Source organism: Thalassobium sp. R2A62 (genome assembly GCF_000161835.1).
Taxonomy (GTDB): domain Bacteria; phylum Pseudomonadota; class Alphaproteobacteria; order Rhodobacterales; family Rhodobacteraceae; genus Thalassobium.
The window spans coordinates 2,019,211-2,038,945 of sequence record NZ_GG697169.2 but is presented as its reverse complement, the minus strand read 5'-3'; the positions used below and the strand labels follow the sequence as shown (position 1 = coordinate 2,038,945).

The 19,735-nt window shown below is 56.4% G+C and carries 24 protein-coding genes; 18 read left to right on the top strand and 6 right to left on the bottom strand.

Annotated elements, in window-relative coordinates:
* Positions 1 to 53: 53 nt before the first annotated feature.
* On the bottom strand, positions 54 to 1,019 hold the full coding sequence (locus TR2A62_RS10105; protein ID WP_009158726.1) for an acetyl-CoA carboxylase carboxyltransferase subunit alpha: 966 nt from the start codon (positions 1,017 to 1,019) through the stop codon (positions 54 to 56).
* A gap of 162 nt (positions 1,020 to 1,181) precedes the next feature.
* Positions 1,182 to 2,141 carry an L-malyl-CoA/beta-methylmalyl-CoA lyase gene (locus TR2A62_RS10100; RefSeq protein ID WP_009158520.1) on the bottom strand — a complete coding sequence of 320 codons (960 nt, stop codon included), beginning with the start codon at positions 2,139 to 2,141 and terminating at the stop codon, positions 1,182 to 1,184.
* Between the two features lie 155 nt (positions 2,142 to 2,296).
* Between TR2A62_RS10100 and TR2A62_RS10095 the strand changes: the two genes are divergently transcribed.
* The 10 genes from TR2A62_RS10095 to TR2A62_RS10050 all read left to right on the top strand — a co-directional run bounded on the left by TR2A62_RS10095 (position 2,297) and on the right by TR2A62_RS10050 (position 9,506).
* Positions 2,297 to 3,139, top strand: coding sequence for a sugar phosphate isomerase/epimerase (locus TR2A62_RS10095; RefSeq protein ID WP_009160194.1), 843 nt, complete (start codon positions 2,297 to 2,299; stop codon positions 3,137 to 3,139).
* Between the two features lie 166 nt (positions 3,140 to 3,305).
* Positions 3,306 to 4,307, top strand: a complete 1,002-nt coding sequence (gene dgcN, locus TR2A62_RS10090) for an N-acetyltransferase DgcN (protein WP_009159131.1) — start codon at positions 3,306 to 3,308, stop codon at positions 4,305 to 4,307.
* A 55-nt stretch (positions 4,308 to 4,362) separates the two neighbouring features.
* Positions 4,363 to 5,325 (top strand): N-acetyl-D-Glu racemase DgcA, encoded by a 963-nt coding sequence (gene dgcA, locus TR2A62_RS10085; protein WP_009159926.1) that lies wholly within the window; start codon positions 4,363 to 4,365, stop codon positions 5,323 to 5,325.
* 5 nt (positions 5,326 to 5,330) lie between these two features.
* The gene (locus TR2A62_RS10080; protein ID WP_009159333.1) at positions 5,331 to 6,188 is read left to right on the top strand and encodes a D-amino-acid transaminase; all 858 of its coding nucleotides are present in this window, start codon (positions 5,331 to 5,333) and stop codon (positions 6,186 to 6,188) included.
* Positions 6,189 to 6,336: 148 nt separating this feature from the next.
* Positions 6,337 to 6,576, top strand: a complete 240-nt coding sequence (locus TR2A62_RS10075; protein ID WP_150103480.1) for a hypothetical protein — start codon at positions 6,337 to 6,339, stop codon at positions 6,574 to 6,576.
* Positions 6,509 to 6,931, top strand: a complete 423-nt coding sequence (locus TR2A62_RS10070) for a hypothetical protein (RefSeq protein ID WP_190275701.1) — start codon at positions 6,509 to 6,511, stop codon at positions 6,929 to 6,931. The genes TR2A62_RS10075 and TR2A62_RS10070 overlap by 68 nt, the downstream gene beginning before the upstream one ends.
* 111 nt (positions 6,932 to 7,042) lie before the next feature.
* On the top strand, positions 7,043 to 8,011 hold the full coding sequence (locus tag TR2A62_RS10065) for a hypothetical protein (RefSeq protein ID WP_009160826.1): 969 nt from the start codon (positions 7,043 to 7,045) through the stop codon (positions 8,009 to 8,011).
* Positions 7,972 to 8,628: a hypothetical protein gene (locus TR2A62_RS10060; protein ID WP_009157925.1), complete on the top strand. Its 657-nt coding sequence runs from the start codon at positions 7,972 to 7,974 to the stop codon at positions 8,626 to 8,628. The genes TR2A62_RS10065 and TR2A62_RS10060 overlap by 40 nt, the downstream gene beginning before the upstream one ends.
* On the top strand, positions 8,629 to 8,844 hold the full coding sequence (locus tag TR2A62_RS18155) for an OmpA family protein (RefSeq protein ID WP_083791056.1): 216 nt from the start codon (positions 8,629 to 8,631) through the stop codon (positions 8,842 to 8,844).
* 68 nt (positions 8,845 to 8,912) lie between these two features.
* Positions 8,913 to 9,506: a hypothetical protein gene (locus tag TR2A62_RS10050; RefSeq protein WP_009157937.1), complete on the top strand. Its 594-nt coding sequence runs from the start codon at positions 8,913 to 8,915 to the stop codon at positions 9,504 to 9,506.
* Between the two features lie 89 nt (positions 9,507 to 9,595).
* On the opposite strand, the gene TR2A62_RS10045 is transcribed toward TR2A62_RS10050, so the two are convergent.
* The 4 genes from TR2A62_RS10045 to TR2A62_RS10030 all read right to left on the bottom strand — a co-directional run bounded on the left by TR2A62_RS10045 (position 9,596) and on the right by TR2A62_RS10030 (position 12,612).
* Positions 9,596 to 10,939 carry a calcium-binding protein gene (locus TR2A62_RS10045; RefSeq protein WP_009160807.1) on the bottom strand — a complete coding sequence of 448 codons (1,344 nt, stop codon included), beginning with the start codon at positions 10,937 to 10,939 and terminating at the stop codon, positions 9,596 to 9,598.
* A 259-nt stretch (positions 10,940 to 11,198) separates the two neighbouring features.
* Positions 11,199 to 11,498, bottom strand: a complete 300-nt coding sequence (locus TR2A62_RS10040) for a DUF1244 domain-containing protein (RefSeq protein ID WP_009159953.1) — start codon at positions 11,496 to 11,498, stop codon at positions 11,199 to 11,201.
* Positions 11,499 to 11,508: 10 nt separating this feature from the next.
* Complete coding sequence (locus TR2A62_RS10035) at positions 11,509 to 11,853, bottom strand: 5-carboxymethyl-2-hydroxymuconate Delta-isomerase (protein ID WP_009158396.1); 345 nt, start codon at positions 11,851 to 11,853, stop codon at positions 11,509 to 11,511.
* A gap of 24 nt (positions 11,854 to 11,877) precedes the next feature.
* Positions 11,878 to 12,612 (bottom strand): N-formylglutamate amidohydrolase, encoded by a 735-nt coding sequence (locus TR2A62_RS10030; protein WP_009159769.1) that lies wholly within the window; start codon positions 12,610 to 12,612, stop codon positions 11,878 to 11,880.
* Between the two features lie 148 nt (positions 12,613 to 12,760).
* Between TR2A62_RS10030 and pyk the strand changes: the two genes are divergently transcribed.
* The 8 genes from pyk to TR2A62_RS09995 form a co-directional block, all read left to right on the top strand.
* On the top strand, positions 12,761 to 14,209 hold the full coding sequence (gene pyk / locus TR2A62_RS10025) for a pyruvate kinase (RefSeq protein WP_009160162.1): 1,449 nt from the start codon (positions 12,761 to 12,763) through the stop codon (positions 14,207 to 14,209).
* Between the two features lie 36 nt (positions 14,210 to 14,245).
* Positions 14,246 to 14,470: a hypothetical protein gene (locus tag TR2A62_RS10020; protein WP_009157301.1), complete on the top strand. Its 225-nt coding sequence runs from the start codon at positions 14,246 to 14,248 to the stop codon at positions 14,468 to 14,470.
* A 141-nt stretch (positions 14,471 to 14,611) separates the two neighbouring features.
* On the top strand, positions 14,612 to 14,812 hold the full coding sequence (rpmI, locus tag TR2A62_RS10015) for a 50S ribosomal protein L35 (RefSeq protein ID WP_009158059.1): 201 nt from the start codon (positions 14,612 to 14,614) through the stop codon (positions 14,810 to 14,812).
* A 12-nt stretch (positions 14,813 to 14,824) separates the two neighbouring features.
* A complete protein-coding gene (gene rplT / locus TR2A62_RS10010) occupies positions 14,825 to 15,184 on the top strand; it encodes a 50S ribosomal protein L20 (protein WP_009159343.1) in 360 nt (119 codons plus the stop codon).
* Positions 15,185 to 15,323: 139 nt separating this feature from the next.
* Entirely contained in the window at positions 15,324 to 15,461 is a 138-nt protein-coding gene (locus TR2A62_RS18800; protein WP_009157822.1) for a hypothetical protein, read from the top strand.
* 279 nt (positions 15,462 to 15,740) lie between these two features.
* Positions 15,741 to 16,811: a phenylalanine--tRNA ligase subunit alpha gene (gene pheS, locus TR2A62_RS10005; protein ID WP_009159112.1), complete on the top strand. Its 1,071-nt coding sequence runs from the start codon at positions 15,741 to 15,743 to the stop codon at positions 16,809 to 16,811.
* Positions 16,812 to 16,944: 133 nt separating this feature from the next.
* Positions 16,945 to 19,341: a phenylalanine--tRNA ligase subunit beta gene (pheT, locus tag TR2A62_RS10000; protein ID WP_009159915.1), complete on the top strand. Its 2,397-nt coding sequence runs from the start codon at positions 16,945 to 16,947 to the stop codon at positions 19,339 to 19,341.
* Between the two features lie 15 nt (positions 19,342 to 19,356).
* Positions 19,357 to 19,735, top strand: a 379-nt coding sequence (locus tag TR2A62_RS09995) for a YtoQ family protein (RefSeq protein WP_040820579.1), incomplete at its 3' end; no start/stop codon positions are given.

Genomic DNA, 19,735 nt, shown 5'->3' with positions numbered 1-19,735 from the left:
AATTTTGGCGCGTTCTAGGCCATTTAGGTGGGGTGGTCAAAGGGGGGGTGACGTTACGCCGCCAACCCCTTGGACCCCAGAGCCAAATACTTGGCACGGCGATTGGATTTCAACTGGTCGCGCGGCTGTTCGCCCAATTCGCCCAGCATCGCGGCAATCGCACCGCGCACAGTGTCAAAGGTCGCATCTTTGTCGCGATGCGCGCCGCCCATTGGCTCTTCGATAATGCGGTCACAAACACCCAGCTGGCTTAGGTCTTGGGCTGTCAGGCGCAAGGCTTCGGCGGCCTCACGCATTTTCTCGGCGTCTTTCCACAGGATCGAGGCACAGCCTTCGGGCGAGATCACCGAATAAATCGAATGTTCGAGCATGGCGACACGGTTTGCTGTTGCAAACGCCACCGCGCCACCAGAGCCACCCTCGCCAATAATCACAGAAATCAGTGGTACGGTCAGTTGTAGACATTTCTCGGTCGAGCGTGCGATCGCTTCGGACTGGCCGCGTTCTTCAGCGCCTTTTCCGGGATAAGCACCTGCGGTATCGACCAAAGTGATCACAGGCAGGCCAAACCGTTCAGCCAGATCCATCAAACGGACAGCTTTGCGGTAACCTTCTGGCCGCGCCATGCCAAAGTTCCGCTCAATCCGGCTCTTGGTGTCGTTGCCTTTTTCATGGCCGATCACGACAACCGGCTGGCCGTCAAAGCGGCACAAACCGCCCATTACGGCGAGGTCGTCGGCAAAATTTCGGTCACCTGCAAGCGGTGTGTAATCCGTGAACAGAGCGGCAATGTAATCTTGGGTATGCGGGCGGTCGGGGTGACGGGCCACTTGGCATTTGCGCCAAGGCGTCAGCGATCCGTACAAATCTTCGAGCAACTCTGCGGCTTTGGCGTCCAGCGCACTGGCCTCGTCTTCGACATCTGTGGGCTCCTCGGAAGCACGTGCAATCGCACGGAGCTCTTCAGCCTTGCCGACCAGATCGGCCACAGGTTTTTCAAATTCGAGGTAGTTGGTCATGGGACGCCTCAGATCAAGTTGACTGAAGGTTATATGCCGCCCCTTTGCGCCCATTGCAACGGTGGGCAGATGCGAAAAGGGGCGCCGACTGTGCCGCGCCCACCTTCTTTGAACGGATCAGGCACATCTGCGCCTATTGCTGCCGCGTTGTAGTGCGCGGCCTTAGCCGCCTGCGATCATTTCTGATTGGCGGACGATTACTTCGGCTTGTTTGATGCTTGCGATGTCCACAAGACGCCCTTTGTAGACGGTTGCGCCTTCACTGTTGGCCTTGGCCGTTTCCATCGCCGCGAGGATTTCGCGTGCCTCGGCGACTTGTTCATCGGATGGCGTGAATACTTCGTTGGCCAACGCAATCTGTTTGGGGTGGATCGCCCATTTACCAACCATCCCCAGCGTCGCTGAACGCCGCGCCTGAGCCCGGAAGCCTTCATCATCGCTAAAGTCGCCAAAGGGGCCATCGACGGGCAACACGCCGTGTGTCCGACATGCAGCTACAATCGCAGCTTGGGCCCAATGCCACGGGTCTGACCAATGCTGAACGCCATTGCGCTCCATGTAATAGTTTTCTTGGGTGCCACCGATCCCCGTTGTCTGCATGCCCATAGAGGCCGCAAAATCCGCGGCCCCGAGGCTCATCGCTTGCAAACGATCGCTTGATGCGGCGATTTCCTCAACATGGGCGATGCCCGCGGCGCTCTCGATAATAACTTCAAAGCTGACCCGCTTACTGCGCCCCTTGGCCGCTTCGATTGCGGAGACCAGCGCATCAACCGCATAGATGTCTGCTGCACAACCGACCTTGGGGATCATGATTTGGTCCAGCCGTTCGCCAGCGTGCTCCATCAGGTCGACCACGTCGCGGTACCAATAGGGCGTGTCCAATCCGTTGATCCGGACGCTGACAGTCTTGGTGCCCCAATCCACATCGCTGATCGCTTTGATGACATTGGCACGTGCTGCATCTTTGTCTGTTGGTGCAACGCTGTCCTCTAGATCGAGGTTCACGACATCCGCAGCGCTCGCCGCCATTTTCTCGAACAGCTTTACGTTCGATCCTGGGCCAAACAGCTGACAACGGTTCGGGCGGGCCACTGGCGTAGGTTGGAGACGAAAGGACATCAGGTTCACCTTGGTTATAATATTTCGTGCGGATCGACCTGTGAGATATTATAATGCGCGCCGCATCGCAACAGCCGATTTTGCAATCGCAGCATTTCGTGAGACTTGCCAGATCAAGCCCTACGCCGCAGGGTGTTTGTCAGGGAGACAGATCAATGCGCCAACTTAAATTCTATACCTCGCTCTGGGCGATGCAGCCCCATGATCCAACAGGGATCAAATTGCCCCATGACCAAGTCTGCGAAATGGTCGCTGCCGCCGGCTATGACGGGCTTGCGATTGATCTGGGCGCCGCAGACGTGTCGGTCGCTCATGCGGTGCGCCCGCATCTAGAGCGTAACAACCTGACCCCACTTATCGTCGCCTTCCCCAAAGAGATCGAAGGCTTTGCCGATACGCTTCATATGGCTGCCGATTTTGGCGCGCCATTTGTCGACGTGATCGGACAGGTCATGCCACTGTCGATCCCAGAGATGGAACCGATCATCCACCGCTGGATCGAGATGAGCGATCAGATCGGAATGCCGATCCAGTTTGAGACACACCGCAACTGCATCACCAACGATCTGTTTGTCACGCTTCAGCTGATCGACCGTATTCCCGAAATGCGCCTGTGTGCCGACCTAAGCCACTATGTTGTCGATCGCGAATTCTGGTACCCTGTATCGGATGCCGATCGTGCGTTGATCAGCCGCATCCTGAAACGCTCTGACAGCTTCCAAGGCCGCGTTGCAAGCCGTCAGCAAATTCAACTGCAGCTCGACTTTCCACAGCACCAAAAATGGGTCGCTCTTTTCAAAGAGTGGTGGCGCGAAGGGCTGGCTTCTTGGCGCGATAGAAATCCGACGGGCGATTGCATTTTTACCTGCGAATTGGGTCCGCCTGAATACGCCATGACCGACGCGAACGGGATCGAGATGTCCAACCGCTGGGATGAGGCTTTGCAAATCAAACAATGGGTTCAAGAAATCTGGGATCACTTGGGGGGTAATTCCTGATTCTGCGGGCAATTTGATTGTCGGTCAGCAGCCTGACGCAAGATTTTTGCGTCGACTGGACATCCTGCGCGATAAATTTGGCTCTATGATGTCGTCTTGTGCACGAATAGGTAACTTTTCCTGACGCATTTGCGCGAGAGTGCGGCGAAACCTAGGGGAACATACCATGATCCAGACACCATACCTTCTATTCCTCGGCGACGCGCCGGACCAATTGGCCGCCAAGGTCGCAATCGGCATCAAGGACTGGCGCCCCGAGAATGCGCTGGGTCAATTCCGCATGAAAGACTGTGGCGCCGATCTGGGCATCACTGACATGACACTAGAAGAAGGTCTGGCCGCTGGTGCCAAGACCCTCGTGATCGGTGTAGCGAACCGCGGTGGTGTGATCTCGGACGCATGGAAAAAAATCCTCGTTCGTGCGCTTGAGCTTGGCTACGACATCGCGTCTGGCCTGCACAATCTGCTGCGCGACGAAGACAGCCTGCAAGCCGCAGCACGTGTCAACGGTCGCACCCTCTTTGATGTACGTATTCCGTCGGTGGCCTATCCAATCGCCAATGGCAAAAAGCGGACTGGCAAGCGGTGCCTCGCAGTTGGCACTGACTGTTCTGTCGGAAAAATGTACACAGGTCTCGCCATGGACGCCAAGATGCGCAAACGGGGCATGAAATCGACGTTCCGTCCAACCGGCCAAACCGGCATCCTGATCACGGGTGGCGGTGTGCCGCTCGACGCTGTGATTGCCGACTTTATGGCGGGCGCGGTCGAATACCTCACACCTGACAATGATGCGGATCACTGGGATCACATCGAAGGGCAGGGCAGCCTGTTCCACGTGTCATATTCTGGCGTCACGATGGCGCTGATCCATGGTGGCCAGCCTGACGCGTTGATCCTCGCTCACGAACCAACCCGTACGCACATGCGCGGCTTGCCTGATTACAAACAGCCGTCGCTCGAAGCACTGCGCGATGCGGCCCTGTCTATGGCTCGCGTAGCGAACCCAGATTGTGTAGTTGCGGGCATCTCGGTGAACACCCAGCACCTGTCGGACGATGAGGCGAAGAAATACCTCGCCGAAGTCGAAGACCGCATGGGCCTGCCGACTGTCGATCCATACCGTTACGGTGCTGGCCGTCTGGTCGACGCTCTCGAAGCGATCTAAGCTATCGGTGCGGGGGGCCAATCCCCCCGCATCCAACACGCGCAAAGGACAACCCATGATCACTGTCACCCATGATGTGTTCAAACTCGCCCAAGTCTTTACCATTTCGCGCGGCAGCCGGACCGAAGCCAAGGTGCTTACGGTTAAAATCACCCGCGATGGCGTTACAGGTTGGGGCGAATGCGTGCCTTATGCGCGCTATGATGAAACGCTGGACAGCGTAACCGATCAGATCAATGGATTGCCGGCTGATATCACACGCGATGCGCTGCAATCCGCTTTGTCCGCTGGGGCCGCCCGCAATGCGGTGGACTGTGCCCTGTGGGACCATGCCGCGAAATTTTCTGGCAAACGGGTTTGGGATTTGTTGGGCATGCCGACCCCTTCGACCGAAATCACCGCGTATACACTGTCGCTGGACACACCTGACGCGATGGAACAACAGGCCGCCAAAAACGCCTTTCGCCCGCTGCTCAAGATCAAGCTGGGCACACCCGACGACATGGCTCGTCTCGAGGCTGTCCGTCGCGGCGCCCCCAAGTCCCGTATCATCGTAGATGCAAACGAAGGTTGGACTGCTGAAGTCTATTCCGAGCTTGCCCCGCATCTTGTGCGGTTGGGTGTTCAATTGGTCGAACAGCCGATGCCAGCGGGTGCAGATGACCTATTGTCCGAGATCGAGCGCCCTCTGCCGGTCTGCGCCGACGAAAGCTGTCATGACCGCGCGAGCCTCGCAGGGCTCAAGGGCAAATATGACTATGTAAACATCAAGCTCGACAAAACCGGCGGCCTGACCGAGGCGTTCGCGCTCAAGCGAGATGCGATCGCCGCGGGCTATGGCGTGATGGTTGGCTGTATGGTTGGCTCGTCGCTGGCGATGGCCCCCGCGACCCTCGTGGCATCAGGTGTTGGCTTTACCGACCTTGACGGCCCGCTTCTCTTGGCAGAAGACCGCGATACACCACTGACTTTTGACGAGGCGGGCGTGCACGCCCCCGCCACAACACTTTGGGGATGACCAAAATGCGCACTGTATACCTGAACGGTAAATACCTACCCGAGAACGAGGCCAACGTGTCTGTTTTTGACCGTGGCTTTCTCTTTGCCGATGGCGTCTACGAAGTGACGTCCGTTTTGGGTGGCAAGATTTTGGATTTTGACGGCCACGCTGTCCGTCTTGAACGCAGCCTGAACGAGCTGGGAATGCGCAACCCGATTGAAAAGGCCGACCTCCTTGCGGTGCACCGCGAATTGGTCCGCGCCAACGATATCTCTGATGGCATGATTTATCTCCAGATCACTCGCGGTAATCCCGGTGATCGTGACTTTGCCTATCCATCTGACGACACCGAGCCGACGATCGTTCTGTTTACACAGTCCAAGCCCGGCCTCGCCGATAGCCCAGCCGCCAAAACAGGTATCAAGATTATCAGCATCGAAGACCAGCGTTGGGGCCGCCGCGATATCAAAACCGTGCAGCTGCTCTATCCATCCATGGGCAAGATGATGGCGAAAGGCGCCGGATGCGATGACGCGTGGATGGTCGAAGACGGCCACGTGACCGAAGGCACATCCAACAATGCCTACATTGTGAAAGATGACAAAATCATCACGCGGCATCTCGGGAACGAAATCCTGCATGGCATCACTCGTAAGGCGGTTCTTGCCTTTGCTCGAGAGGCCCAGATGAAGGTTGAAGAGCGTGCCTTTACACTAGAAGAAGCTAAAAACGCTGATGAGGCGTTTATCACGTCGGCTTCGACCTTTGTGATGCCTGTGGTCGAGATTGATGGCGAGGCAGTTGGTACAGGAACACCTGGAACGGTCGCCGCACGGCTGCGCGAAATCTATCTCACAGAAAGCCGCAAAGCCGCTATTTGATGCGTTTTCCCCAGATTTAGGGGGAAATTTTGGCGAAACGTCTTGATATTGACGTTTCGCCCCAACTTTTTCTTGTCAACTGGTTAAGAATTTCCATGATCCACCCCGTCAGGGCGCAACCGCGCCTTTTAGATCGGGGGAAATGATCTTGCGTAAACTAGTTGGTGGTCTCGTTTTGGCGGGCGGTGTGGGTTTGGTCGGTGCATACGGTACGATGCGCACATCCTTTGAGATGGAAAATGATATTCGGGCGCGGGCACTGTCTGCAACGGAAACAGCAATCCACGGTGTTCAAACCCGTGTCGAAGGTCGGGACATCAGTGTTTCTGGAATCGCTGATACCGAAGCTGATCCGCGAGGCAATCCTCGCATCTTTGGACGTTGTTGATGGCCGCCGTGTCGTACATGATGAAATCGAAGTTTTGCCAGCCGCAGCACCCTATGTTTTCGAGCTGACCAGTAACGCCGACGGCATTGCCGCCTCTGGCAACGCGCCGACAGCGATCGCACAGGCCGCCATCGACGAAGGTACTGGAATGGATCTTAGCGGCGACCTGCCTCTCGCCTCTGGCGCTCCCGAGGGGTATCCCTTGGCTGTCATCGCGGCATCGCAATCGACCACTGCACTGATCGAAAGCACGGTGCGCGTCGAAGACAACACAATCACACTCAAAGGTTTGGCAGCTGACCCGTCCGCACGCGACGCGGCCCTGACAATGCTTCAGTTCGCACCCGAAGGGTAAGTTCTCACGGACGAGATTGAACTCTTTGACGATGGCACACCGCTGCGTCTAACCCTGAACAAATCTGATGCGTCTATCGATAGCACGGGCAAACTGCCGTCTGATCTGCCTATGGCGGATATGATGGGCATCCTTGGTGCGACGAATGCGGATCTTGATGTTCAACAGGCGCGCATCTCTTCGGACGCTGGCGTATGGCCCGGTGTTGCGACAGATATGACAACTGCGCTGACCCGCGTTGAGAGCGGCACGTTGATGATCGAAGGTCGCAACGTGTCCTTGACTGGTACAGCGACACCAGCTGGCAAGGCGGCAGGCGAAGCAGCGATTGCAAGCCTACCCGAAGGGTTTACCGGCACGTCTGACATTTCATTCTATGACGACGGCGCACCGTTCAGCATGATTGTCGACTACGATGGCGCAAACGCAACCGTCGACGGCAAATTGCCAGCAGGCTTCGGCGCTAGCTTAACGGCTGATGCGGTGGGCGTGTCTGCATCTGGCGATGTGGCCACGGCCTACATTAGTGACGACAGCGGCAGATGGCCGGGCATCGCAAACACTGGTCTCGCGGCGTTCCCCAACCTAGAAAACGGAATCCTGCAGATCGCGGACAACCGCATTCTATTGTCGGGTCTCGCTCGGACACCGGCCGAAGCCGGAGCAGCAGACGCTGCGTTGGCGGATCTGCCCGAAGGGTTCACCGCGACAACATCCTATGATCTGGTCGATGATGGCACACCGCCGTCCTATGACGTTGTCTATGATCCTGCGACGGGTGCCAACGTAACTGGCCGCCTGCCGTCCAGCCTTGCTACGACAGATATTGCCAGCGCGCTTGATCTCGACACTGTATCAGGTAAGCCAACCATCGGTCTGGTTGAGGACGACGGCATATGGGCGACTGTGGCAAACAAGGGTCTGTCCCCACTGTCGAACCTTGAGAACCGCACGCTGAGTGTCGAAGATACCACCGTTCGCCTAACCGGCCTTGCGCGCACCCCAGCCGAGGCTGAAGCTGCAGATGCGCCCTTGCTGGTTTGCCTGATGGCTATACCGCAACAACTTCCTACGATCTGATCGACGATGGCACACCGCCTGCATTTGACGTGGCCTACGACGCTTCAACCGGTGCAACAGTGTCGGGCAAATTGCCTGCTGGTGTCGGCACTGGTGACATTGCCGATGCAATGGGTCTGGACGTGGTCTCGGGCACTCCAACGCTTGGACTTGTTGGTGACGCTGCTCTCGGTCAATCCACGCTGAACAGCCTGACCAACTGGTTGCTAGAACTGGATGCTGCGACTGTGTCGATCTCGGATACCGAGAATGTTGTCGATGCAACGCTGACACCTGTTGTTGACCCCGAAATGGTTGCTGCTGGACTTGCTGCTGATCTGGGCTCTGCCACTACGATCAACGTCTCTGACAATCCAGTTGTACCAGCCGCAGGCGATGCACGTGTGAATGCTGCGACCGGCAAACGCGAAGTGTTCCAAGGTGGCTTCTGGCTGCCTTTGACCCGCTTTGCGGTAGCACCTGCCACCTGCCGCGATCAATCCGATGCCGCTCTGAGCCGCAACAAGGTGAACTTTGTCTCTGGCAAAGCGCGTCTCGACGGGCAGTCAACGCGCGCCGTCAACGACATGGCCGCGGTCATCCTGCGCTGCCTCAGCGAGGGTACTCTGACCGTATAGATCGGTGGTCATACTGACAGCTCGGGCTCTGACGTCACTAACAACGCGCTCAGCGCTGCGCGTGCTCTCGCGGTTCGTGACGCTTTGGTCGCACGCGGTGTTGATGCAGAACGTATCTCTGCTCAGGGGTATGGTGAAAGCGAGCCGATCGCGACAAACGAGACAGAAGAAGGCCGTGCGGCCAACCGCCGGACAACAATCACATGGTTCGAATGATTACTATTCAATCACGCACTATAGCCACACAGAAGGAGTGTAAAAATATTTAAAGAGTGGGTTTTCTCATGGGCGAATTGTGGGTGCTTTTGCTGCTCGCAGCCCTCATCGGTTTGCTTGCAGGCTGGATCATCTGGGGCCGTCGGTCCGAGGTAAACATCGACAACAGCGGTCTTCAGGCCGATCTCGATGCCTGCCGTGCCAAGCATGCAGACAAAGACGCGCGCATTGCTGAACTCGAGGCCGACCTGCGCGGTTGCCGCGATTCACTGGCTGACGTCCAGACTGCTGCGGCTGCACCGGCCGCTGCAATGGCGGCACCTGCTGGGGCTGTAGACTATGACGGCGACGGCGTGTTCGAAGGCACCGACGAAGGCACCAAGCCTACGACAATGGATGCACCTCGTGCTGGCGGCGCTGACGATCTGAAGCGGATCAAAGGTGTTGGTCCGAAAATGGAGAAGCTTTGCAACAAACTGGGCTTCTGGCACTTTGACCAGATCGCTGGTTGGACCCGCGACGAAGTCGCATGGGTCGACGCAAACCTTGAACGCTTTAAGGGCCGCGTCACACGCGACGAGTGGGTCTCTCAGGCCAAGCTCTTGGCGACTGGCGGCGAGACTGCATTCTCCAAGAAAGTGGACAAGGGCGACGTTTACTAAACGTCCTCAACACCCAAAATCAAAGGCTGCGCTGGAAACCCAGTTGCGGCCTTTTTCATGTCTGGTCCAATGCCGTGCAGGGCAGGGCGCTAGGAAAAGTCGAGTTCGCTGATCCGCACATATTCCACTGCGTCGCCTTGGTTCTGCAACGTCTCGGCGGTGGTGCCTTGGATTACGGCGACTACGACATCATCAACGACAACTTCGGCGCCGTCTGGTCCATCTTGGTAAAACAAGGTGTCGTCGAAATCGTCTGGGACCACGACCACTACCACTTCGGTTCCAACGTCCAAGTCGGTGATCGTGGTCGTGCCCTGTGATCCGTCATTGAATACAACAAATTGGTCAACACCTGTCCCGCCGGACAGCGTGTCATTCGCGTCGCCACTCAAGATGTCGTCACCCGTGCCACCGTTCAATTCGTCTGCATCGGCATTGCCTGTCAGCGTTGGGATGCCTGTGGTCCGGTCTGGTACGTCAATCGACACCAATACATCATTGCCAGCGCCGCCGTTCATGATATCGGCGCCATCTTGGCCCGCGATCAGATCGTTGCCTTCGCCACCGTCGATGACATCGGCACCCAGACCGCCCAAGAGCTCGTCATTGCCGTCACCGCCATTGACGATATCGTCGCCTGCTCCGCCTTCGATTTCGTCATTACCGTCGCCACCATTGATGTCGTCGTCGCCTTCTTTGGTTTTGATGGAATCGTTCCCGTCCCCACCGCTGATGATATCGTCGCCTTGACCCGTCAGGATGGTGTCATTGCCCACGCCACCGTCGACGATTTGCACACCTCCAAAGCCGGTGATCATGTCATCACCTGCGCCGCCATCTAGCGTGTTGTTGCCATTTCTGTCGTAGATTTTGTCATCACCGGCACCGCCCATGATCGTGTCATTGCCTGTGCGACCTGTCAGGTCGTCATTGCCTTCGCCACCGTTCAGCGTGTCGTTGCCACCACCACCAGTCAGCACGTCGGCGTTGTTGCCACCATCCAGCGTATCATCGCCAGCATTGCCGCTGAGCATATCTTGACCAAAACCACCGCTGATCACATCATTTCCGGCGCCGCCGCTTAACGTGTCTGCGCCCAGATTGCCATCTAGATCGTCGTCGCTGTCACCGCCTGCAATCGTGTCGTCGCCGTCGCCACCCAGAATGCGGTCGTTGCCAGTGCCACCATCAGCAGCGTCGTTGCCGCCTCGGAGAAAGACCTCGTCATTTCCGGCCAAGCTATTGATCGAGTCCTCGAGACTGCCACCTAGGATACGGTCGTCACCTTCCGATGGCTCCGAGCTGATCTCTGGTTCTGTAACAACATCCGGCTCGCGATCATCGTCGTCCGACTCCGAGCCGCCTCCGTCAAAGAACACACCCAACAAACCTAGCGGCAGCAGTGCCAGCAAAATAAACGGATCAAAATACATAACTATAGCTCACCACAAAATTCATTTTCTGTTTAATCCACGGCACAGTCCCCAAACGACGCCGTAAATCATTTTCACTATGATAGAGCTATCGAAAGGGCGCTATACACCCCTTTCGGTCCCCAGAAACCCCACGCTCTGCCGACTGACCATCCCCGATCATTCGCCAAGATTACGTTTCGATTCAAAGGCCTGTCAAGTTTTCGACACCATTGTCGCTGCATTGGAAATAAGCACAACTGTCCCATGTAAATTGTGGCTATTTCTCGGGGTGGCTCGCCTTAAATGCGTCTTTGGTGGCGTCCGTTGCATCTGTTTGATACTGCGCCTTCCACTCGGAAAACGGCATCCCGTAATATGCCTCGCGGGCGGCGTCCTTGGTCATCTCGATGCCGCGTTCCGCGGCGGCCTCTTGATACCAACGGCTTAGGCAATTTCGGCAGAACCCAGCGAGGTTCATCATGTCGATGTTTTGCACGTCTGTGCGGTCTTGCATCAAATGCTGCTGTAACCGACGAAATGCTGCTGCTTCGAGCTCGATTTGTGTCTGCGTGTCCATCGTTCGTCCCCTATAGAATTCGTTTCACATAGCTTGCGGCATCCAGATCATCCGCCTCGACAGTGATCGTGCCAACCTGCGGCATTTGTGCGGTCAGCCAGTCTAGAACATGGGAGGTCACCGCATGTTTTTCATCCCCTGTGCGCCCCGGCATCATCCGGATCGTCACGTGGGCAAAGCTTTGGTTCTCAACGACCATGAACCCGTGATCGGCTTTAAAGGCGCGAACCTTGATCCCTTTTGGATTGGGAAATAGGCCGGTCTCTAACATGATCTCTGGCAGACTGCGGCACAGGGCGGCGATGTCTTCGGATTTCTCTAGATCGGCTGAGTATTGCAGAATTGCATGGGGCATGACGGCCTCCTTTGAATGGGTCTATTATAGGCCGGTGTCGGCCAGAACGTCGCGTAGGATCGGGGCCAAACGCGCAGCCCATTCCAGTTGGCCCGCCTCTGTCTCGATCAAGTCATTTCTCAGCTCAATCAACACATGAGCGCGTTCATGTTGCAAGGCATGTCGGTCCATTGCGTCGCCGCGCAGCTTGCCATGATAGGGCTCGTTGTCTCCGACGCATAAATCCGCTTCGTCGCGGAGCCGCGCCAACAATGGAAGAGCCAGCCGCGTATCATCGGCATAGAGCACGCCAATCTGCCACGGCCGAGGCGCGCGACCCCGCAGTTGCGGGGTAAATGAATGTACCGACAGGATCACAGGATCCTCGCGCCCAGATGCGATATCTTCTAGAGCCGCGTGATAGGGCCGGTGGCATTGTTTTAATCGCGATTCAATATCATCAGCCGCACGGTTGGCTGGTATCATCGTGCCGTCATAAAGGCGCATTACCAATGTCGGATCATCCTCACCCCGATTGGGATCAATCACCAAGCGCGAGAAATTAGACGAAACAACGGGCCCATCCAGAGCCGCGCCTAGCGCCCGCGCCACACCCAATGCGCCGACGTCCCATGCGATGTGGCGCTGCATATCCTCAGAGCGCAATCCCAGATCACCGCCATTTACAAAATCAGGGACGGTGTTGGTCGCATGGTCACAGGTCACCAACCATCGGCCGTTTCGGGCGGCACCTTCGATGAAATATGGGGCGTAAGTCATAGATGTGTTACCTGAATCTGCTATTTTGCACTTAAAAATCACATAGGCCAGTTGTGACAGGAATGGAATTGCGCAATAAGGCCCTCAAACCGCGTTAGCGGTAACAAAGACTGACCGGGGATCGACCCCGATGGAAAGGACGACCCAAATGAGACGCCCCCGCAATGTCAAAATCGTAGCCACCCTTGGCCCAGCTTCCAATGACTACGAGATGATCCGCGCTTTGCACGAGGCGGGCGCTGATGTGTTCCGGCTTAACATGTCTCATGGGGATCACTCTGAAATCCGCGCACGGCACGAGATCATCCGTCGGGTTGAAAAGGACCTCGATAGCCCGATCGCCATTCTCGCTGACCTTCAGGGCCCGAAATTGCGCGTTGGCAAATTTGCCAGTGATGATGGCCACGATCTTGAGGTCGGCCAGTCCTTCCGCCTTGACCTTGATCCGACCGAGGGTGACACGACACGCGTCCAGCTGCCCCACACAGAGATTTTCCAAGCACTCGAGCCTGGCGCCTCTTTGCTCGTCAACGATGGCAAAATCCGTCTCGAAGTCAAAGACTGCGGCGATGACTATGCCAACTGTACTGTCACCGTGGGTGGCGCGATTTCCAACCGCAAGGGTGTGAACGTTCCGGATGTTGAACTTCCGCTTGCGGCGCTCTCTGAAAAAGACCTCAAAGATCTTGAATTTGTTTGCGATCTTGGTGTCGACTGGTTGGCTCTGTCCTTCGTTCAGCGTGCGGCCGACGTAGAGCAAGCGCGTGAACTGGCCGCAGGCCGTGCTGCGATCCTCTCGAAAATTGAAAAGCCGCTTGCGGTCAAAAACTTTGACGCCATTCTCAAGGCGTCTGACGGCATCATGGTTGCCCGTGGCGATCTGGGTGTTGAACTGCCAGTGCACGCCGTCCCACCGATCCAGAAACAGTTGATCCGCAAATCGCGTGCTGCTGCCAAACCTGTGATCGTGGCCACGCAGATGCTTGAGTCGATGATCGACAGCCCAATGCCAACTCGTGCCGAAGTCTCGGACGTCGCGACTGCGATCTACGAAGGCACGGATGCGATCATGTTGTCCGCAGAATCTGCAGCCGGTTCGTTCCCAATCGAAGCCGTGACCACGATGAACAACGTCGCAGCCGAGGTTGAAGCCGACCCGACCTACACAAACATCATCGAGGCAAGCCGCACCGCCAACCGCGAAAGCGTTGCAGACGGTATCGTCGCTGCGGCCCGCGAGATCGCTGAGACAACAGAGATCAAAGCGATCTGCTGCTTCACCACTTCGGGTACGACAGCTGTGCTTGTTGCTCGTGAACGCCCACGTGTTCCAATTATCGCGCTGACCACTGATATCGGCACTGCGCGCCGCTTGGCTCTGAGCTGGGGCACGAATTGCTTTATGTCGGGCGAGGTCGAACGCTTTAAGTCTGCGGTTGTCGCGGCGGCCAAGGCGGCCCGCACAGGCGGCTTTGCTGACGAGACCGATCAGATCGTTGTGACTGCGGGTGTGCCGTTCAATACATCAGGCACGACAAACATTCTGCGGGTTGCGCCCTGTGACGAGCGTTTGATTTTTAACACCGAACCGGGTTAATCTCTGGATCATATTATTGAACCCAAAGGTATTAATATGACCGCAGACCTTTATCTTGTGATTGGCCTCATTATTGGGGCCTTTACCATCCCTTCGATCTTGGGCGCGCTTTCCGAGGGCCGTGCGCCGCGCACAGCCGCGATTATGGTTTTGATCGCGGGCGGTCTGATTGTTCTCGCGGTCAAGGAAAAGCCCGGTGGTTATACGTTGAACGATATCCCGCAGGCCTTTGTGAATGTTGTTGGTCAGTACATGCCATAAAGGCACCAGATTCCGCCCTGAACACGCAGAATCCTCTTGTCCCAACGGGCGTTCCCACCTATAGCACCCTCTCTAACCGCGCGACCGGCCAATGTGGCATGCCGAGTCGTGTGTAAAACCGCCAATCCATAGGAGACGGAAATGCCTAAGATGAAGACTAAGTCGAGCTGCAAAAAGCGGTTCAAAGTGACGGCTTCGGGCCGTGTCAAAGCAGGTCAGGCTGGCAAACGCCACGGCATGATCAAGCGTACAAACAAATTCCTCCGCAATGCCCGCGGTACAACACTGCTGAGTGAGCCTGACGCGAAAATCGTCAAGTCCATGATGCCGTACAATCGCTAAGGAGGATTTGAGATGCGTGTAAAGAGCGGACCAGTCACCCACCGTCGTCACAAGAAAATCACCGACCAAGCCAAAGGCTATTACGGTCGTCGCAAGAACACCTTTAAGGTAGCTACACAGGCTGTCGACAAGGCGAACCAATATGCGACCCGTGACCGCAAGAACCGCAAGCGCAACTTCCGCGCTTTGTGGATCCAGCGTATCAACGCTGCTGTGCGTTCGGTTGACGAGACATTGACATATTCCAAATTCATCAACGGACTCGCACTGGCTGGCATCGAAGTGGACCGCAAGGTTCTCGCCGATCTCGCCGTCAACGAGCCTGATGCATTCGGCGCAATCGTAAGCCAGGCAAAAGCCGCGCTGAACTAAGCGACTTACGATCAGAAATTAAGAAAGCCGTCCTCATTTGAGGGCGGCTTTTTTCGTTGGCAGGGCTGGGGGTTTGATCTTTTGCAGCCATAACGCCGTGTAGGGCGGAAAATTCCGACTACTCTACGAGGCCTTTCTGGTGGCGATGCCGAGCGAGGCGGCAAATGGGGGCGCATCGGATCGTGAAGCCGATTTGTCGGATGCGCGTGCCCTATCTGCGTATCAGCGGACATGGGTACCGCTAGAGGTCAAAAACGAAATCACCCGCTTGCAATAGAGTTCGACGGAAATCTTTTCAGAGAAATTTTGGGTTGGGGCAATTAAATCCCTTAGCCCGCAACACCCTGCGTTCTGAACCCACGCACCTCATATGCAAATTATGTAATTCAGACCCAAAAATACGCAAAATACAGAAAACATCTGCGAACAAAGGGTTAATCACCCATGCCATGGCCGCCTGAATTAACGCCCCGTGCGCCCCATTAACTTGCACAGCGCGGCCCTTCGCGCTAACTCCGTGCAACGCCCCGCGCTATCTAATGCATCAGGACCGATCATGGACCATCTCAGAGATAAATACATTGCCCTCATTGCCGAGGCTGCTGATGAAAACACGCTAGAGGATCTGCGGGTCCAAGCCGTTGGCAAAAAGGGTGAAATCAGCCTCGAGATGCGTGCCTTGGGCAAAATGTCCCCTGAGGAACGCCAGGTTGCGGGTCCCGCTCTGAACGCGCTCAAGGACGAAATCAATTCGGCCCTCGCGGCTAAAAAGCAGGCGCTGTCTGACGCCGCTCTTGATGAACGTCTGCGCACAGAATGGCTTGATGTGACATTGCCAACACGGGCGCGCAACGTCGGCACGATCCACCCAATTTCCCAGGTATGGGAAGAGGTTACCGCGATTTTCGCCGAGCTGGGATTTGCTGTGGCCGAGGGTCCTCAAATCGAAACCGACTGGTATAACTTTGACGCGCTGAACATTCCGGGCCACCACCCCGCGCGCGCCGAGATGGACACTTTTTACACGCACCGTACCGCGGATGAAGATCGTCCTCCTCACGTGCTGCGTACCCACACCAGCCCCGTGCAAATCCGTTCGATGGAGGCGCAAGGCGCACCCATTCGCATCATTTGTCCAGGTCGCGTTTACCGCGCAGACTATGACCAGACACACACACCGATGTTCCACCAGATCGAAGGTCTGGCGATCGACAAAGACATCTCGATGGCCAATCTCAAATGGACACTCGAAGAGTTCTTTTCCGCCTATTTCGGCCGTTCCGTGAAAACCCGCTTTCGGGCATCGCACTTTCCGTTCACTGAACCTTCAGCCGAAGTTGATATTCAGTGCTCGTTCAAAGACGGCACCGTCACAGTCGGCGAAGGCGACGATTGGCTCGAGGTGCTCGGCTCTGGCATGGTTCACCCATCTGTTTTGTCGGCTGGCGGCATCGACCCCAATGAATACCAAGGCTTTGCTTTTGGTATCGGGATCGACCGGATCGCGATGCTGAAATACGGCATCCCTGATTTGCGCGCGTTCTTTGACAGCGACCTGCGTTGGTTGCGTCACTACGGTTTCGCAAGCCTTGACCAGCCGAACCTGCACGCGGGTCTAAGCCGCTAAGGGGACCAGTTTCCCTAGGCGAACCCGCGTCGATCCAAAACTGCTAACGCAGCTCTCTGGCAATCGCTTCTTTTCCCCGCAACGCCAATGGGGTAAGGACGATCAATCCTATTCAACAAACCGGCACGCGCTCATGAAATTCACTTTGTCTTGGTTGAAAAACCACCTCGAAACAGATGCGACACTCGATGTTATTCTCGACACGCTGACCGACCTCGGGCTTGAAGTGGAGGGTGTTGAAAACCCCGCAGCCCGATTGTCCGAGTTTACGATCGGCTATGTCAATTCTGCCGAGAAACACCCCGATGCGGACAAGCTGCGTGTGTGTCAGGTGCAAACCGATGAAGGCGAGACCCAGATCATTTGTGGCGCCCCAAACGCGCGTCAGGGTATCACCGTCGTGATCGCCAAGCCGGGCGTCTACGTGCCGGGCATCGACACCACGATTGGTGTTGGCAAAATTCGCGGCATCGAGAGCTTTGGCATGATGTGTTCCGAACGCGAGATGGAACTCTCTGAGGAACACGACGGCATTATCGAATTGCCAAATGGCGAAGTCGGTCAGAGCTTTGTGGATTGGCTGGCGCAGAACGATCCGGCCAAGGTTGATCCCGTCATCGAGATTGCCATCACTCCGAACCGCCCAGATGCATTGGGCGTTCGCGGCGTCGCGCGCGACCTCGCAGCACGCGGTCTCGGGACGCTGAAACCACTGCCTGTCACACCTGTCGCTGGAAATGGTCCTAGCTCGGTTGATGTGATAATTGACGCAGATACAACAGATGGCTGCCCCGTGTTCATGGGGCGTGTCATCTCGGGAGTCAAAAATGGCCCAAGCCCAGCATGGCTGCAGGATATGCTGCGTGCCATCGGTTTGCGTCCGATCTCGGTATTGGTCGATATCACCAACTATTTCACCTATGATCAAAACCGTCCGCTGCACGTCTTTGACGTTGATAAGATGCAGGGCAACCTACGTGTTCACCGCGCTGAAGGTGGCGAAACGATCGTTGCGTTGGACGACAAAGAATACACGCTGGCTGCGGGCCAGATGGTGATCTCGGATGACAATGGACCCGAAAGCATCGCGGGTATCATAGGCGGTGCTGTGACCGGCTGTTCTGATGAAACAACAACCGTGTTCCTAGAGAGCGCGTTTTGGAACAACATCCAGATCGCGTTGACTGGCCGCGCTTTGAAAATCAACTCGGATGCGCGGTACCGTTTCGAGCGTGGTATTGACCCTGCTTGGACCGCTAATGGTCTGGAATTGGCCACACAGATGGTATTGGACCTGTGTGGTGGCGAGGCTAGTGATGTTGTCGTTGTCGGCGCGATTCCTGATGTGTCGCGCAGCTACAAGCTAGATACTGACCGTGTTCAAAGCCTCGTTGGCATGACGATCCCAGCGGACACACAGCGTGCGACGTTGACGGCACTGGGCTTTGAAATCGATGGCGATCAGGCACATGTGCCGAGCTGGCGACCCGATGTTTTGGGCGAGGCCGATTTGGTCGAAGAGGTTGCGCGCATTGCGTCGCTCACCCGTCTCGAGGGTCGACCGTTGCCACGTATTACCGAAGGTCTGCCAACACCGGTCCTGACCCCGATCCAGCGCCGCGAACAGATCGTACGACGTACGATTGCGCAGTTGGGTTACAACGAATGCGTGACCTATTCGTTCATCGACCAACCTAGCGCCGAACTCTTTGGTGGGGGTACGGATGCGACGCGTCTCGAAAACCCGATCTCGTACGAGATGAGCCACATGCGTCCCACCGTGTTGCCCGGTTTGCTGCAGGCCGCTGCTCGTAACCAAGCCCGCGGGTTTGCCGATATGGCGCTGTTCGAAATTGGGGCGGCGTTCCATGGCGGCGAGCCCGGCGAACAGCATCTCCAAGCGACTGGCCTTCTTGTTGGGCGCACTGGTCCCAAAGACGTGCATGGTAGCGCGCGCGCCGTCGATGTGTTCGACGTAAAAGCAGATGCCGAAGCTGTTCTTGCGGCGATCGGCGCACCTGCCAAGGTTCAGATCATGCGCGGCGTGGATGACACTTGGCACCCCGGTCGCCACGGCAAAATTTGTTTGGGCCCTAAAATGGTGTTGGGTATCTTTGGTGAAATTCACCCAAAAATCCTGACTGAGATGGGCGTTAAAGGGCCAGCAATGGCCTTTACCCTTTGGCCAGCGGAAGTGCCGATGCCAAAGAATGAATCGGTTAACCGTGGTGCCGTGACAGCCCCTGATTTGCAAGCTGTCGAACGTGACTTTGCCTTTGTTGTCGACACGGATGTCGAGGCGTTGACGCTGGTGAATGCCGCTGCAGGTGCGGACAAGGCGTTGATCGACAATGTTCGAGTCTTTGACGAATTCATTGGTGGCTCACTGGGTGAAGGTAAGAAATCACTCGCGATCGCTGTTCGGCTTCAGCCAACCGAGGCCACGTTGAAAGACGCGGACATCGAGGCAGTTAGCACCAAGATTGTCGAGAAAGTCAGCAAAGCAACGGGCGGCGTTCTGCGCGGCTAATCCAAGGGGGCAATCATGCTCAAGGTTTATCTCTCCGGCGAAATCCACACCGACTGGCGTGAACAGATCATCGAAGGTTCGGCTGGCTTGGACGTGTCGTTCAATAGCCCCGTGACCGATCACGCGGCATCAGATGATTGTGGCGTGGCGATTCTCGGGGCCGAGGATAACAAATTCTGGCACGATCGCAAAGGTGCCCAGATTAATGCGATCCGCACCCGCAAGGGGATCGAGGACGCAGATGTCGTCGTTGTTCGTTTTGGTGAGAAATACAAACAGTGGAACGCAGCCTTTGATGCAGGCTATGCCGCTGCGTTGGGCAAGTCGTTGATTGTGCTCCACGGCGACGACCACCAACATGCGTTGAAAGAAGTAGATGCGGCGGCTCTGGCTG

What these genes read in the sequence shown, in the direction of transcription:
- TR2A62_RS10105 (WP_009158726.1), bottom strand. Translation starts at nt 1,019, where the DNA reads ATGACCAACTACCTCGAATTTGAAAAACCTGTGGCCGATCTGGTCGGC.
- TR2A62_RS10100 (WP_009158520.1), bottom strand. Translation starts at nt 2,141, where the DNA reads ATGTCCTTTCGTCTCCAACCTACGCCAGTGGCCCGCCCGAACCGTTGT.
- TR2A62_RS10095 (WP_009160194.1), top strand. Translation starts at nt 2,297, where the DNA reads ATGCGCCAACTTAAATTCTATACCTCGCTCTGGGCGATGCAGCCCCAT.
- dgcN (WP_009159131.1), top strand. Translation starts at nt 3,306, where the DNA reads ATGATCCAGACACCATACCTTCTATTCCTCGGCGACGCGCCGGACCAA.
- dgcA (WP_009159926.1), top strand. Translation starts at nt 4,363, where the DNA reads ATGATCACTGTCACCCATGATGTGTTCAAACTCGCCCAAGTCTTTACC.
- TR2A62_RS10080 (WP_009159333.1), top strand. Translation starts at nt 5,331, where the DNA reads ATGCGCACTGTATACCTGAACGGTAAATACCTACCCGAGAACGAGGCC.
- TR2A62_RS10065 (WP_009160826.1), top strand. Translation starts at nt 7,043, where the DNA reads ATGGCGGATATGATGGGCATCCTTGGTGCGACGAATGCGGATCTTGAT.
- TR2A62_RS10050 (WP_009157937.1), top strand. Translation starts at nt 8,913, where the DNA reads ATGGGCGAATTGTGGGTGCTTTTGCTGCTCGCAGCCCTCATCGGTTTG.
- TR2A62_RS10045 (WP_009160807.1), bottom strand. Translation starts at nt 10,939, where the DNA reads ATGTATTTTGATCCGTTTATTTTGCTGGCACTGCTGCCGCTAGGTTTG.
- TR2A62_RS10040 (WP_009159953.1), bottom strand. Translation starts at nt 11,498, where the DNA reads ATGGACACGCAGACACAAATCGAGCTCGAAGCAGCAGCATTTCGTCGG.
- TR2A62_RS10035 (WP_009158396.1), bottom strand. Translation starts at nt 11,853, where the DNA reads ATGCCCCATGCAATTCTGCAATACTCAGCCGATCTAGAGAAATCCGAA.
- TR2A62_RS10030 (WP_009159769.1), bottom strand. Translation starts at nt 12,612, where the DNA reads ATGACTTACGCCCCATATTTCATCGAAGGTGCCGCCCGAAACGGCCGA.
- pyk (WP_009160162.1), top strand. Translation starts at nt 12,761, where the DNA reads ATGAGACGCCCCCGCAATGTCAAAATCGTAGCCACCCTTGGCCCAGCT.
- TR2A62_RS10020 (WP_009157301.1), top strand. Translation starts at nt 14,246, where the DNA reads ATGACCGCAGACCTTTATCTTGTGATTGGCCTCATTATTGGGGCCTTT.
- rpmI (WP_009158059.1), top strand. Translation starts at nt 14,612, where the DNA reads ATGCCTAAGATGAAGACTAAGTCGAGCTGCAAAAAGCGGTTCAAAGTG.
- rplT (WP_009159343.1), top strand. Translation starts at nt 14,825, where the DNA reads ATGCGTGTAAAGAGCGGACCAGTCACCCACCGTCGTCACAAGAAAATC.
- pheS (WP_009159112.1), top strand. Translation starts at nt 15,741, where the DNA reads ATGGACCATCTCAGAGATAAATACATTGCCCTCATTGCCGAGGCTGCT.
- pheT (WP_009159915.1), top strand. Translation starts at nt 16,945, where the DNA reads ATGAAATTCACTTTGTCTTGGTTGAAAAACCACCTCGAAACAGATGCG.